The sequence below is a fragment of the Streptococcus macedonicus ACA-DC 198 genome, assembly GCA_000283635.1.
Classification (GTDB): Bacteria; Bacillota; Bacilli; order Lactobacillales; family Streptococcaceae; genus Streptococcus; species Streptococcus macedonicus.
The window spans coordinates 648,168-663,239 of sequence record HE613569.1 but is presented as its reverse complement, the minus strand read 5'-3'; the positions used below and the strand labels follow the sequence as shown (position 1 = coordinate 663,239).

The following is a 15,072-nucleotide window of genomic DNA, read 5'->3' as shown; positions in this document are numbered from 1 at the left end:
TAGCTTCTAACTAAGCGGGAGTTTTTATGTTATCCTAGGCAGAAATCAACTGCTGCCATTTCAGGCTTAATCCCAAAATAAAATTAGTCAAGATAAGCAATGACTTCGATTTCAACTTTGACGTCTTTTGGCAAACGAGCGACTTCTACTGCTGAACGTGCTGGAAAATCAGCCTTAAATGCCGTAGCGTAAACGTCATTAAACAGTACGAAATCATTCATATCGCTAAGGAAACAAGTTGTCTTAACCACATGGTCAAAATCTGTGCCTGCTTCCGCAAGAATAGCAGAAATATTTTTAAGAACTTGCTTAGTTTGTTCTTGAATAGTTGTTCCGATAATTTCACCAGTTTCAGGTGACAAAGGCACTTGACCTGAAGCAAATAGGAAATTACCAACGACCTTTCCTTGAACATAAGGTCCAATTACTGCTGGTGCTTTATCTGTGTGAATTGTTTTTGCCATGATAAACTCCTTCTCTCAATTAAGTAGCTCTATTATAGCAAAATATTCTGAAAATTAAAACATTTTATAGCTTATAAAATTGAGGAATATTTGGGATTGGCTTTTCTGATGTGATTGCCATAAATAGGTTTTAGAGCCTCAAAAGCAGCTACTACTCTATTAGGAATATCCACATGAGCTAGAAAATTCTTTCCATTTGGTCCATAACCTTGTTCATTATTTGTTAATCTTGGAATCTCATTCAATAATAAATTGATATAGCGGTCAACATCCCACATGCCATGAATCTTTGTTGCATAGGTGAGTTTATCTTGGTAATTCAGGTAAGCTCGATAAGCAGCGTAATTAATCACTACCGTATCTTTTGAAAGGTATTTTCGTAATGTCGCTTCCATACGATATTGCATAGTTGCATCTTGGCATAAAATGATACTCTGGTGGACAACGCCTTTGTTCTTCATTAATTTGAGCAAATTCGTGATATTATTGCCACAATTTGTTGATTTGGTTTCAAGATAGTCAGCTTGGATTTGATAAACAGTCAAAAGATATTGTTGAAAAAGTTCAGCTTCTGTCAAGCCATTTACAGCAATCAAAGGGTATTCTTTGTGAATCTGCTCTCTCAAGGTAGCCGTTGTATGTCCTTCACCACCAACAATAATATAATGCTCTGCAATACCATCTTTGATAGCCTTAGCCAGTACATCACCGCCAGCAAGAATGCTACCGCCAAAAAGAATCATAACATCTGCTTTTTCTATTCCATATTTTTCATACAAGTTTTTCTGATTAAGTTCCTCAACATCTCTTTTACCACAAAATTGACCAAGGATATTAAGATTTTCTGCAATTTTTTGATTTTCCATTGGCAAGTCTCCGAGAATTTTTCTGATTTCTTTTGGCACTAACGTCGGATGAATTTTGACGGAATGGCAAGAGGATTATTTTCATCAGCCAAAATCTGACGTACTGCTAATTTCCCCAGTTCATAAGAATAATGCTCTACTGACGGAATCCCAAGTAACTCACTAATATGCTGATTTTCTTGCCCGATAATCAACGGCAAAGCTCTGTCATTATCCTTAAAAGCCTTGATAACGCCATAAGCCACTTGGTCCTCATTCGTCACAATTGCATCAAAATCCTGCGTAAGCTGTTTTGCCCGATTATAACCGTCTTGAAAATTAGGAATGCCACTAAAAATAGCTGAATTTTGATATTGCGGAAAGTGCTCTAAAACAGAAACCATTGTCCGATAAGTCGCACTAGCTTTATCAGCTCTCGTAAAAAGATAGGCTGGTGATTTAATGCCAGTTTTAACTAAATAGACATTAAGATCATTATAAGCTTGGTAGCGGTCAACATAGACTGATTTCAAAAGAGGGTTGTCAAGTGGTTCACATAAAAGAATGGGACCGTATTGTGCATAAGAGATAATGGTCTCTATCGGCAATTCACGTGACGTAAAGATAAGCCCGTCAAAAGCACGACCACGTAATTGTTCTAAATACTCACGTTCCGAAAGTTCATTGTAGCCCGAATGTAGTAAAAGCAAATTATGGTTTGTTTTCTTACTTTCATCTAGCATACCATTCAATAGCTGAGTGAAATAGGGATGACGATTGTGAGGAATAACAACCGCAATTTTATTAGTTTTTCCAGCACTCAATTCTTTTGCAACCAAATTTGGCGTATAATTAAGCTCTTTTATCACCGCTTGAATTTTTTGACGCACGTCATCTGACACATAAGGATGATTGTTAAGCACGCGCGACACCGTCGCTTTAGAATAACCCGTTCGTTCTGCAACATCTCTGATTGTTACCATTTAAACATTCCTCAAAAATTTATGAATTCCATAACCAACACCATTGCACTGATTAACCAATGTGATAAATTTAGCTTGGGCAATTACATCTTGGCTAGCATTTGCCATTGCAATTGGAATACTCGTCCGTTCAAACATTGGCAAATCATTTTGCCCATCGCCAAAAACCGCAGTTTCTCCCTCGCTCAAAGCTTCTTTTTGCATGATATAATCAATACCAGCTGATTTCTTAGCTGCCGCATGAGTGATTTCCAAATAATGTTTTCCTGATTGTTGCACCGCAACCGTGTCTATCCCTAATGATAGCACAAATTCTTGTAGATTTGTTAATGTTTTCTCATTAAAGACAATTATCATTAACTTATAAATCTTTTTTTTTAGGTTTTAAAAAATGGCTGAGCAACATTGTTCGTGTTGGTTTTTATTGCGTAACTTTCTGCTCAAAAAGAATTCCCTTATCAATCTCATGACAATACCATTCATGCAAATCATAGTATGACAAACTGATCTCTGGAAATTTCTCATGAATCGCACCAAGAAGAATCTGAATATCTTTTTTTGCTATTGGTTGACTGTGAATCGGAAGGACACGACCATTGTCAACACGATAAATCAAACCACCATTAAATCCAACTTGTGCACCCGTCAAATCTAATTTTTCAATCGCTGCCATCATTTCCATTGGAGCACGAGCTGATACCAAGGTCATCGGAATACCAGCTGATTTAATCAGAGAAACATTTTCCTCTGAAACTGCGCCAGTATTGTCTAGAAGCGTTCCATCCATGTCTGAAAAAATACGTTTAATCATCTTTTTTACCTCGCTTGTTTGATTTGACTAAAGTATAATTTATGAAACGCGTTCCAGATCAAGCCCTTTTTAAAAAGAAATTTTTTTCATTTATTTTCAAGTATTTACAAAAAGCTTCTTTACCTTTATAACAATAGTCGTGCATAATCAGTGATGCCGTTAGTTATTTGACTAGTCATTGTCAATTCTAAAAAATACGCTCCCAACCTCATGGTAACTAAAACATTGACATGACGTAAAAAGCACCCTGGTGAGAGGAATTCTCACTGTTAGGGTGCTTTTATTATCTTAATGATTGTTTTTCTCATTACGTTTTTCTTTTAAGGCAGCTGTTTGTTTACGAATTTCGTTCAAGAATGGCGCTGTCGTTAATCGGAAATTTTTATAGTTTCTAAGCATACGACGTTGATTGAAACGGAATGGCTCGATTCCTTTTTCTCTCAAGGTTTCATTGATGTGAAGTCGTAAATTTTCCAAACGTTTGCTAAAGACTTCAGCTTGCTGTGTTAAATCACCAAGTCCTGTTTGTACTGATTCGCGTAATCTTTCTTGCTCGGCACGAACGTATTTTTCAAATGCAATAGCAGCTTGTTGGAATTTCACCGTATCGACAACTGTCCAAATCAAATCTGCTGTCATCACAATAACAATACTCAACGCTACCCAATCATTCAAGTGATTAATTAGCCACATCACTCCTGGTTGAATAAATTCAACGAGAACAACAATTCCAAATCCCCAGAAAAGTGATATCCGTGGTGCAATACGTCCCTGAATATTACCAAACTCCTGACTGTAGTCCCATAATTTCATATGAAAGACCGTCTCTAACAGCCAGCCTGCAACGTATTCAAATGCTGTTGCTACAAGCAAACCACTCAAGAACAGCCATAAAATATTACTCTGAAACGGCTCTGTCGCTAGTAAAACCGTTGTCACTGCAAAGCCATAAACGGGGCAATACGGTCCCACTAAAAAACCACGATAAGCAAACTTCTTATCCTTAATCGAACAATAAACCGTCTCCCAAAGCCAGCCTACAAACGAATAAATAAAAAACAAAAAGACAATGTCTGCCAATGAATATGTCATAAAACTCCAACCTTCTAAGATTCAAACCATTCTCATTATATCAAAAAACCTAGAACATGACTTTGACTTGTTCTAGGTTATTATTTTACAAATTTTCAATGAGTTTTGCTGCAAATTCACTTGTTAAACAAGCTACTTTTCCTTGAGCCAAATCAGCTGTAAATTGACCTTGAGCGAATGTTTTTTCAATCGCTACTGTAATTAAGCTAGCCACTTCTGTCCAACCAATGTAATCAAACAACATGCAACCAGACAAAAGAACAGAACATGGATTGGCAATGTCTTTACCAGCAATATCTGGTGCAGTTCCGTGTGTCGCTTCAAAAATAGCGTGACCTGTCAAGTAGTTGATATTGGCACCTGGTGAGATTCCAATACCACCAACTTGGGCAGCAAGGGCATCACTAGCGTAGTCACCATTGAGGTTTGTCAAAGCCACAACATCAAATTTTTCAGGATTAAGCAAAATTTGTTGCAAGAAATTATCGGCAATAATGTCATTAATCACCAATTTTCCGCTGGCTAATTCATCAGCGTATTCACGTTTTGCAAGGTCATAACCCCAGCTACGGAAGCCACCTTCTGTGAATTTTTGAATATTTCCTTTGTGAACAAGAGTGACTTTAGTCAAATTGTTAGCAAGAGCGTATTCAATCGCAGAGCGAATCAAACGTTCACTACCTTCTTGTGAGATAGGTTTGATTCCGATACTGCTTGTTTCAGGAAAACGAATCTTGCTGACAGACATTTCAGTTTGCAAGAAATCAATGACTTTTTTCACTTCTTCTGTGCCAGCATTCCACTCGATACCTGCATAAATATCTTCCGTATTTTCACGGAAAATAGTAATGCTTGTTTTTTCTGGTTCTTTAAGTGGGCTTTCAATCCCTTTAAAATAACGAACAGGACGCACACAAGCATATAAATCCAATTCTTGACGAAGGGCAACATTTAGTGAACGAATCCCACCACCAACTGGTGTTTCTAGTGGACCTTTGATAGCGACCAAATCTTCTTTAATCGTCTCAAGAGTTTCTTCTGGTAACCATTCTCCTGTTGCTTCATGCGCTTTTTTACCAGCCAAAAGCTCAAGCCATTCAACTTTTTTCTGACCTTGGTAAGCCTTATCAATCGCTGCATCAAAGACAGCACGCGCATTTTTCCAAATGTCACGTCCAACGCCATCCCCTTCAATAAAAGGGATAATTGGATTGTTAGAAACAGTCAAGTGACCATTTTCTAAAATGATTTTATCTGCCATTTTTCTCGTTTTTCCTTTCTAAGGGTTTTTAGCGTTCTTTAAGTGGTGTGTATTTCAAACCGAGCTCTCCAGTATAATGAGAACGTGGTCGAATCAATTTGTTATTTTTTTGTTGTTCTTGAATATGAGCAATCCAGCCTGATACACGGCTCATTGCAAAAATAAGGGTAAAAATCGAACTATCAATACCAAGAACATGATAAACCGTTGCCGAATAGAAATCGACATTTGGGATAAGCCCCTTAGTGTGTTTCATGTAATCTTCAATTTCACGTGACAAGTTGAACCACACTTCGTTTTCAGTACCTTCGGTAAGAGCTTGTGCCATTTCACGCAAATATTTTTCACGTGGGTCTTGTGTTTTATAAACACGGTGACCAAAGCCCATAATTTTTTCTTGCGAATCCAATTTTTCTTTCAAATACGCTTTGGTATCACCCATTTCACGAATTTCAGTTAACATGTCAAAGACACGTTCATTAGCACCACCGTGAAGTGGTCCTTTAAGCGTACCAATTGCAGTTGTCACACAAGAATAAATATCAGCCAATGTTGACGCACAGACACGCGCTGCGAATGTTGACGCATTTAATTCATGGTCAGCATGTAAAACCAAGGCACGATTTAAAGCTTTTACTTGCAATGGTGTTGGTTCTTCGCCGTTTAACATATAAAGGAAATTCGCTGCAAATCCTAAATCTTCACGTGGAGCAACTGGTGTTTTCCCGTTACGTAAACGCGCAAAAGTTGCAATAATAGTTGGCATTTTAGCCATTAATTGAATAGATTGTTCGTATGTTGCTTCTTCAGAATTATCTTCAGCATTGACATTATACACACCAAGCAAACTAACTGTTGAACGAAGCACGCTCATTGGGTGCAAATGCCTGCGCGACTGAATCATAATACATTGTTCAACCGCATCGCTAATAGCATAACTTTCACGAAGTTCCTTAACAAAACTATTAAACTCTGCTTTATTTGGCAAGTGCAAGTTCCAAAGAAGGTAAATCACTTCTTCAAAACTAGCATCGTTATCCATTAATTCAGAAATATTATAACCTGCGTAGGATAAATTATCACCAATAATTGAACTAATATGGGTATTACAAGCTATTAAATCTTTTAATCCGCTTCCTCCTGTCATAGATTATGCTTCCTCCAATTTCTTTCTAACAACCATTGGTAAGATACCACCATTTTTATAGTAACGAATGTCAGCGTCGGCATCAAAACGTACCATGACTTTAAAGTATTTTTCACCTGAGTCATCACGAGCTACAGCATCAACAATATCGTGAATACCAGGATTTTCTGAAAGATTAATATCGTATGTTTCAAGACCAGTTAAACCAAGGCTTTCTGCTGTATCACCTTCTAAAAATTGCAATGGTAACACACCCATCATGACAAGATTTGAGCGGTGAATACGTTCAAAACTTTCAGCCAAAACAGCTTTAACCCCTAGAAGGTTAGAACCTTTGGCAGCCCAGTCACGACTAGACCCCATACCATAATCTTTACCTGCAATGACTAAAGTATCGACATTATCCTCTTTATAATGCATAGCAGCGTCATAAATTGGCACGATTTCACCATTGTATTTTGTGTAACCGCCGATTTTACCGTCCGCTAATTGGTTTTGGATACGAATATTGGCAAATGTTCCACGCATCATGACTTCGTGATTACCACGACGGCTACCATATGAGTTGAAGTCAACGTAATCAACACCATGATTATCTAAATACTTAGCAGCTGGGCTATTTTTAGCAATATTACCAGCAGGTGAAATGTGGTCAGTTGTCACACTATCACCAAATTTGGCTAACGGTTTCAGATTTTTCAATGGTTTAATTACTAAATCATCACCTAGATTGTCAAAATATGGTGGATTTTGGATATAAGTTGATGATTCGTTCCAATGATAAATCTTACTTTCCTCTGTCGGAATTTGATTCCATTTTTCGCTGTCTGTAAAGACATGCTCATATTCTTGCTCGAATAATTCACGCGTTACGTATTTATTGACATACTCTGCCACTTCGTCATTTGTTGGCATGATGTCTTTAAGGTAAACAGGTGCATTATTTTGGTCAAAGCCAAGTGGTTCTGTTGTTAAATCAATATTTGTGTTTCCCGCAAGTGCATATGCCACAACAAGTGGTGGGCTAGCAAGGAAGTTTGCTTTGACAAGTGGATTAACACGTCCTTCAAAGTTACGGTTACCTGATAAAACAGCAGATGCTAACAAGTCTGTCTCTGTAATAGCTTCTGCCACTTCTGGATGAAGGCTACCTGAGTTACCGATACATGTCGTACAACCATAACCGACAATGTTAAAGCCAAGTGTATCTAAGTAAGTTTGCAAACCAGAATTACGTAGGTAACCTGTAACCACCTTAGATCCTGGAGCAAGTGATGTTTTAACTGTTGGAGCTACGCGCAAGCCACGTTCAACAGCATTTTTCGCAAGCAAACCAGCTGACATCAAGACGTAAGGGTTTGAGGTATTTGTACATGATGTGATAGCTGCGATAGCCACGTGTCCTGTTTGAATCTCAATATCTTGGTCATCAAAATGAACGGTTACTTTTTTATTGATTTCATCAGCTGTCAAACCAAAGCCTTGAACACCAGCTTCACGAACTAAGCTTTCTTGGAAAGCTTGTTTGGCTTGTGTCAAATCAATCAAATCTTGTGGACGTTTTGGTCCAGAAATACTTGGTGAAATTGTTGATAAATCAATTTCAACGACTTTAGTATATTCTGCTTGATGCTCTGGATCGTAGAAAAGATTATTGTGTTTGACGTATTCTTTTGTTAAAGCAATATGGTCTTCTTTACGGTTTGTTAAACGCATATAATTAAGCGTTTCATCATCAATTGGGAAATATCCGCAAGTTGCACCGTATTCTGGTGCCATATTGGCAATAGTTGCACGTTCGGCAAGGCTAAGATTTGATAAACCGTCACCAAAGTATTCAACGAATTTACCAACAACTTTTTCTTGACGAAGAACTTGTGTCACTTTAAGAGCTAAGTCGGTAGCAGTTGCAATTTTAGGAAGTTTACCTGTCAAACGAACACCGATAACTTCTGGAACTGGGAAGAATGATGCTTCACCAAGCATCGCTGCTTCTGCTTCGATACCTCCGACACCCCAACCAAGAACACCAATACCATTAATCATTGTTGTATGGCTATCAGTACCAAACATTGAATCTGGATAAAGCATGCCATCTTTTTCAATGACAACATCACTAAGGAACTCAATGTTAACTTGATGAATGATACCAGTTGCAGGTGGCACCGCACGGTAGTTATCAAACGATTTTTCTGCCCATTTCAAAAATTCATAACGTTCATTATTACGTTTAAATTCAAGGTTAATATTATCTTCTAAAGCTGTGTCACAGCCAAAGAAATCGACTTGGACACTGTGGTCAATAACCAAGTCAACTGGAATTTCTGGATTAATAAGTTCAGCATCTCCACCGTTGGCAACAATGGCATCACGCATTGACGCAAGGTCAACAACAACAGGAACTCCTGTGAAATCCTGTAAGATGACACGACTTGGTTTGAATGGAACTTCTCCGCTTGTTTTTTTAGGATTGTAAGTTGCTAAATTTTCAATGTGATTTTTTGTAACATCTATACCATCATACTTTCTGAGTAAACTTTCAAGTAATATACGAATAGTGTAAGGGATTTTCTTGATATCTCCTCCATAATGAGAAACCACTTCTTCAAGATTAAAATACGAATACTCACTATCTTTGAAGGAAAACTTTGATAAAAATTCTGTCATGTACAGACCCCCGAAATATAATAATCGTTTTTTAATTATACAACTTTCAGAATATTTAGTCAAGTATAATCCATAATCCTATGTTAGTTTTTGTAACATAATATGTAATATAAAATTTTAGCCTTTCTAAAAAGCTTGATTTTACAATATTTTGTGTGTGATATTATTTTTAAATACCATATATTGTGTTTTTTCGAGAGATATTTCTTGATTTTTTGACTAATTTTGGTTATTCTAAATGAACAATGAGTTTTCCATAAGGAAATATTTTTTAGGAGGATGCCCTAATGGCTAATAAAATCATAATTTTTTCAAAAAATAACTGTATGCAGTGCAAAATGACAAAAAAACTCTTGGATAAAGAGGGAGCTGATTACCAAGAAATCAACATTGACGAACGCCCTGATATGATTGATTACGTAAAAGACCTTGGCTTCTCTGCTGCGCCAGTCGTTAAAGCAGGTGACATTATTTTTTCTGGCTTTCAACCTGCAAAATTAAAAGAAATTATCTAAACCTTCTATTATTAACTATTATTAAAATTAGAAAGGAGTTACCACGCTTCAATTAATGAGCGTTGGTATCTTACTTTATGAGTCTAAAAAATCTCGGCGATGTCTCTTATTTTCGCCTTAATAATGAAATTAACCGTCCTGTGAATGGACAAATTCCTCTTAATAAAGATAAAGAAGCTCTTAGAGCTTTCTTTCGTGAAAATGTCATTCCAAATTCAATGGCTTTTGACACGATTATTGATAAAATCAACTATTTGATTGACAATGATTATATCGAATCAGAATTTATCAGCAAATATACGCCAGATTTTATTGAAAGTTTGGCTAAGGATTTGCAAGCGCAAAGATTTCGTTTTAAGTCTTTCATGGCTGCCTATAAGTTTTATCAGCAATATGCTTTAAAGACAAATGACGGTAAATATTATCTTGAAAGTATTGAAGACCGTATCCTCTTTAACGCTCTTTATTTTGCTGATGGTAATGAAGAATTGGCACGTGATTTGGCAACTGAAATGATTCATCAACGCTATCAACCTGCTACACCTTCCTTTTTAAATGCTGGTCGCAGTCGCCGTGGTGAATTCGTCTCTTGTTTTCTCATTTCAGTAACTGACGATATGAATTCGATTGGGCGTTCTATCAATTCGGCGCTACAATTGTCCCGTATTGGTGGGGGTGTTGGTATCAGTCTTTCAAATCTACGTGAGGCTGGCGCTCCTATCAAGGGTTATGAAGGGGCAGCTTCTGGTGTTGTTCCTGTCATGAAGCTCTTTGAAGATAGTTTTTCATATTCTAACCAACTGGGGCAACGTCAAGGAGCTGGTGCTGTTTACCTTGATGTTTTCCACCCAGATATCATGGCATTCCTATCAACCAAAAAAGAAAATGCTGACGAAAAAATCCGTGTCAAAACGCTCTCTCTTGGTATCACCGTACCTGATAAATTTTACGAATTGGCTCGCAATAACGAAGAGATGTATCTCTTTAGCCCATATAGTGTTGAGCGTGAATACGGCGTGCCTTATAGCTATGTTGATATTACGGCTGAATATGACAAAATGGTTGCTAACCCAAATATCGTCAAAACCAAAATTAAAGCACGTGATTTGGAAACTGAAATTTCGAAATTACAACAAGAATCTGGTTACCCTTATGTGGTCAATATTGATACGGCTAATCGTACCAATCCAATTGACGGTAAAATTATCATGTCAAATCTTTGTTCAGAAGTGCTTCAGGTTCAAACCCCTAGCGTGATTAACGACGCTCAAGAATTTGTCAAAATGGGAACTGATATTTCATGTAATTTGGGCTCAACAAATGTGGTTAATATGATGACTTCACCTGATTTTGGACGTTCTATCAAAGCCATGACACGCGCCTTGACTTTTGTTTCAGACACCTCATCTATTGAAGCTGTGCCAACAATCAAGCATGGCAACGAACAAGCGCATACCTTTGGACTTGGTGCTATGGGCCTTCATACCTTCCTAGCTCAACACCACATTCATTATGGTAGCCCAGAATCCATTGAATTTACCAATATTTACTTTATGTTAATGAATTATTGGACTTTGGTGGAATCAAATCATATCGCTCGTGAACGTCAGCAAACATTTGTAGGTTTTGAAAACTCAAAATACGCTGACGGAAGCTACTTTGATAAATACATTACAGGTGAATTTATTCCAAAATCTGACCGTGTGAAAGAACTCTTTGCAGAACATTTTATTCCAAGCGGTGAGGATTGGGCTAAACTCCGCGATGCTGTGATGACAGACGGACTTTACCACCAAAATCGTCTAGCAGTTGCTCCAAATGGTTCTATTTCTTACATTAATGATGTTTCTGCGTCGCTTCACCCGATTACGCAACGTATTGAAGAACGTCAGGAAAAGAAAATTGGTAAGATTTATTACCCAGCTGCTGGTTTATCGACAGATACTATTCCTTATTACACTTCTGCTTATGATATGGATATGCGAAAAGTCATTGATGTTTATGCAGCGGCGACTGAACACGTTGACCAAGGATTGTCACTAACGCTCTTTTTGCGCAGCGATATTCCGCAAGGCCTCTATGAATGGAAAACGCAAAGCAAACAAACCACTCGTGACCTGTCTATCCTGCGCCATTACGCTTTTAATAAAGGCATTAAATCAATCTACTACATCCGTACCTTTACCGATGACGGTGATGAAGTCGGCTCAAACCAATGCGAAAGCTGTGTGATTTAACTGAACACTTGTTATTAGTCCTAAAGGACCTAATAACAAGACCGCAATCACTATGGCAGTTTGCCTAGTTCACTGACTAACTTTACCAAATGATTATTATTGAGTCATTTGGTTCTATGTCGTGACTTATCGAACACTTGGATTTGTCTCTGCAAAACCTAATAGCAAGACGGCAAACGTTATAGCGAAATGGCTAACTCACTTACAACTCCATTAATCGGCTAGTATCGAGTCGATTAATTACGTGGCGTAACTTTGATTTGTGTACTGTTAAACATGAACAAGACAATATTCACTTTAACAAATCGGCTTGCTTATTGACGCGTTGCCGTAAACGGCTGTTAGTAATTCATGATTAGAAAACTTGTCCTTGTTCTACAAAAACTAAAATCAAAGCAGTAACTACTTTCGCTTAGGAATTCAAAAAGATGTTAACATTGGGGTAACTTTCACTCTTGACAAAATACCTTGCTAGGTTAGCTTACTCCATGGAAAAAAACAATCTTAAAAATTTAAATACTATTTCTGAAATCCCAGTCGTTTGGCTGGCTTTCTTAATCACTTTTAGGAGAATATAAATGTCACAAACTTATTATGAAGCCATTAATTGGAATGAGATTGAAGACATCATTGATAAATCAACTTGGGAAAAGTTGACGGAGCAATTTTGGCTTGATACACGTATTCCGTTATCAAATGACCTTGATGATTGGCGTAAATTGTCAGCCGAGGAAAAAGACCTTGTCGGAAAAGTCTTTGGCGGATTAACTTTGCTAGATACCATGCAATCTGAATCTGGCGTTGAAGCGATTCGTGCGGACGTCAGAACACCTCATGAGGAAGCTGTTCTGAATAACATTCAATTCATGGAGTCAGTTCATGCCAAATCTTATTCCTCTATTTTTTCAACGCTTAACACAAAATCTGAAATTGAAGCCATTTTTGAATGGACAAATAGCAATAACTACCTGCAAAAAAAGGCAAAAATCATCAATGATATTTATGAAAATGGGGATGCGTTGCAAAAGAAAGTTGCCTCTACTTTCCTAGAAACTTTCCTCTTCTATTCAGGATTTTTCACACCACTTTATTATCTTGGCAATAACAAATTGGCAAACGTTGCTGAAATTATCAAATTGATTATCCGTGATGAATCTGTTCACGGCACTTACATTGGCTATAAATTCCAACTTGGTTTCAATGAATTGTCTGAAGAAGAACAAGACAGTTTTCGTGAGTGGATGTATGATTTACTTTATCAACTTTACGAAAATGAGGAAAATTATACCAAATCGCTGTATGACGGTGTTGGTTGGACTGATGAAGTGTTGACATTCTTGCGCTACAACGCCAATAAAGCTCTGATGAATCTGGGGCAAGATCCACTTTTCCCAGATACTGCTAACGACGTTAACCCTATTGTCATGAACGGTATTTCAACAGGAACATCTAATCACGATTTCTTTAGTCAGGTTGGAAATGGTTATCTCCTTGGTTCTGTTGAAGCCATGCAAGATGATGATTACAATTATGGTCTCTAGTCTGAGCCAATTTTGAAAATATGTGATAATTTTCAAAAAGCATGAAAACTAAGCTTGACAAGAAACTTTCTTTCATGCTAGACTATAAGAAATTAGATTCACAAAGGAGTGCCTCTGGCTGAGATCGCATTTGCGAAATCCTGATAACCTGATCTCGTTAGTACGAGCGTAGGGATTGTGACATGACCGTTTTAAACTTTGTTTTGAATATCATTGCACAGATTATCAGAAATTAAAAGCTCCTTTGTATCAAAAGGAGCTTTTATCTATGTCGTCAAAAAATTCTCAACTGTCTGCTTTGATTGAAACAGCTTTAGTAGCTGCTTTAGCCATGGCTTTATCTTACATTCCAGATTTTGCAAGCTGGTTCACACCGTCGTTTGGAGCTATTCCCTTGGTCCTCTTTGCGCTACGTCGTGGCACAAAATATGGCGTATTGGCTGGGCTAATTTGGGGCTTACTGCATTTTATCCTTGGTAAAGTGTGGTATTTAACCTTATCACAAGTGCTTATTGAATACATCGTTGCCTTTGTTTCCATGGGCTTAGCTGGTATTTTTACTATTTCTTTTCAAAATGCTCTTGCCAAGGACAATAAAGGACGTGCTTTATTTTACGCGACAGGTGGTGCTATCTTAGCTGTCTTTGTCCGCTATTTTTGGCATTTCGTCGCTGGCTTTATTTTCTGGGGAAGTTATGCGCCAAAAGGAATGTCGCCTTATTGGTATTCATTCACCGTTAACGGAACAGCTGGGCTGTTAACCTTGATTTTCGTTATTTTAGCGCTAGCTATTATCATTCCGACACAAGGAAAACTTTTCTTAGTTAAGAGATAAAACAAAAAAACACGTTTGTAGCGTGTTTTTTAAATTGACCTTGGGACAACGATGACAACGGCGGTAAAAAGTACAGCCCACATCATGACTTGTGGGAAAACGGTCATGCTAAATAGCATACCAATAACTTTTATAGCAATATCCCAACGCATCCAATTATTATGGCTTCTTGTAGCTGCTTCTGCTTCATTTGTGGTAGCAACATTGGTTAATTCTGAATACATCCAAACATTAGTGAAAGAAACGAGCATAACAATACCACCATAGATAATTTGTGCTACTAAACTGTTAAAATCATTAGCCACTAAAGAAGTCGTATAAGGGAAAAATGATGAGAAAAACAACAAAAGCATGGAAATCCAAACCAAGCGGTTATTGACTTTTTCAACATTGTCCCAAGCTCTGTGCATATTGACCCACATTGTTCCTAGCCAGAAAAAGGAAATGGCATAGGAAAAAAAGTTGGTTTTTAACTCCCACAAGGCTGACCATGTTAATTCTGATGAACGTTCTAATTCCAAAACCAAAATGGTCATAATGATAGCCAGAACAGCATCCGTAAAGGCAACCAAGCGCTCTTTTGATATTTCAGACATAAATTTTCTCCCTTTTGTTGATTTGATTATAACATCGTTTTTTATTTTTGATAAAGATAGTTATCAAAAATAAAAAAA

12 protein-coding genes, 1 pseudogene and 1 riboswitch are annotated in these 15,072 nt (G+C 37.4%); of the genes and pseudogenes, 4 read left to right on the top strand and 9 right to left on the bottom strand.

The window, feature by feature from the left end; genetic code table 11:
* Positions 1 to 83 precede the first annotated feature (83 nt).
* The 8 genes and pseudogenes from SMA_RS03485 to acnA all read right to left on the bottom strand — a co-directional run bounded on the left by SMA_RS03485 (position 84) and on the right by acnA (position 9,270).
* The gene (locus SMA_RS03485) at positions 84 to 464 is read right to left on the bottom strand and encodes a RidA family protein (RefSeq protein ID WP_014294240.1); all 381 of its coding nucleotides are present in this window, start codon (positions 462 to 464) and stop codon (positions 84 to 86) included.
* Positions 465 to 535: 71 nt separating this feature from the next.
* On the bottom strand, positions 536 to 1,330 hold the full coding sequence (locus tag SMA_RS03480) for an ElyC/SanA/YdcF family protein (protein WP_014294239.1): 795 nt from the start codon (positions 1,328 to 1,330) through the stop codon (positions 536 to 538).
* A gap of 38 nt (positions 1,331 to 1,368) precedes the next feature.
* Positions 1,369 to 2,292: a LacI family DNA-binding transcriptional regulator gene (locus SMA_RS03475; RefSeq protein WP_014294238.1), complete on the bottom strand. Its 924-nt coding sequence runs from the start codon at positions 2,290 to 2,292 to the stop codon at positions 1,369 to 1,371.
* Positions 2,293 to 3,103 (bottom strand): annotated as a pseudogene (locus tag SMA_RS03470) (Cof-type HAD-IIB family hydrolase). It abuts the gene before it with no gap.
* Positions 3,104 to 3,391: 288 nt separating this feature from the next.
* The gene (locus SMA_RS03465) at positions 3,392 to 4,195 is read right to left on the bottom strand and encodes a putative ABC transporter permease (protein WP_014294237.1); all 804 of its coding nucleotides are present in this window, start codon (positions 4,193 to 4,195) and stop codon (positions 3,392 to 3,394) included.
* 85 nt (positions 4,196 to 4,280) lie between these two features.
* On the bottom strand, positions 4,281 to 5,456 hold the full coding sequence (gene icd / locus SMA_RS03460) for an NADP-dependent isocitrate dehydrogenase (RefSeq protein ID WP_014294236.1): 1,176 nt from the start codon (positions 5,454 to 5,456) through the stop codon (positions 4,281 to 4,283).
* Between the two features lie 28 nt (positions 5,457 to 5,484).
* Positions 5,485 to 6,603: a citrate synthase gene (locus SMA_RS03455; RefSeq protein WP_014294235.1), complete on the bottom strand. Its 1,119-nt coding sequence runs from the start codon at positions 6,601 to 6,603 to the stop codon at positions 5,485 to 5,487.
* 3 nt (positions 6,604 to 6,606) lie between these two features.
* Complete coding sequence (acnA, locus tag SMA_RS03450; RefSeq protein WP_014294234.1) at positions 6,607 to 9,270, bottom strand: aconitate hydratase AcnA; 2,664 nt, start codon at positions 9,268 to 9,270, stop codon at positions 6,607 to 6,609.
* A 287-nt stretch (positions 9,271 to 9,557) separates the two neighbouring features.
* Here acnA and nrdH point away from each other — a divergent pair, with 287 nt between their 5' ends.
* The 4 genes from nrdH (at position 9,558) to thiT (ending at position 14,398) form a co-directional block, all read left to right on the top strand.
* A complete protein-coding gene (nrdH, locus tag SMA_RS03445; RefSeq protein ID WP_014294233.1) occupies positions 9,558 to 9,785 on the top strand; it encodes a glutaredoxin-like protein NrdH in 228 nt (75 codons plus the stop codon).
* Positions 9,786 to 9,862: 77 nt separating this feature from the next.
* Complete coding sequence (nrdE, locus tag SMA_RS03440; RefSeq protein ID WP_014294232.1) at positions 9,863 to 12,022, top strand: class 1b ribonucleoside-diphosphate reductase subunit alpha; 2,160 nt, start codon at positions 9,863 to 9,865, stop codon at positions 12,020 to 12,022.
* Positions 12,023 to 12,600: 578 nt separating this feature from the next.
* A complete protein-coding gene (gene nrdF, locus SMA_RS03435; protein ID WP_014294231.1) occupies positions 12,601 to 13,563 on the top strand; it encodes a class 1b ribonucleoside-diphosphate reductase subunit beta in 963 nt (320 codons plus the stop codon).
* A 94-nt stretch (positions 13,564 to 13,657) separates the two neighbouring features.
* Positions 13,658 to 13,755: riboswitch (TPP riboswitch) on the top strand.
* A gap of 76 nt (positions 13,756 to 13,831) precedes the next feature.
* A complete protein-coding gene (gene thiT, locus SMA_RS03430; protein ID WP_014294230.1) occupies positions 13,832 to 14,398 on the top strand; it encodes an energy-coupled thiamine transporter ThiT in 567 nt (188 codons plus the stop codon).
* Positions 14,399 to 14,427: 29 nt separating this feature from the next.
* Here the strand turns inward: thiT and SMA_RS03425 are convergent, their stop codons facing one another.
* Positions 14,428 to 14,994 (bottom strand): TMEM175 family protein, encoded by a 567-nt coding sequence (locus SMA_RS03425; RefSeq protein ID WP_014294229.1) that lies wholly within the window; start codon positions 14,992 to 14,994, stop codon positions 14,428 to 14,430.
* Positions 14,995 to 15,072: the final 78 nt, after the last annotated feature.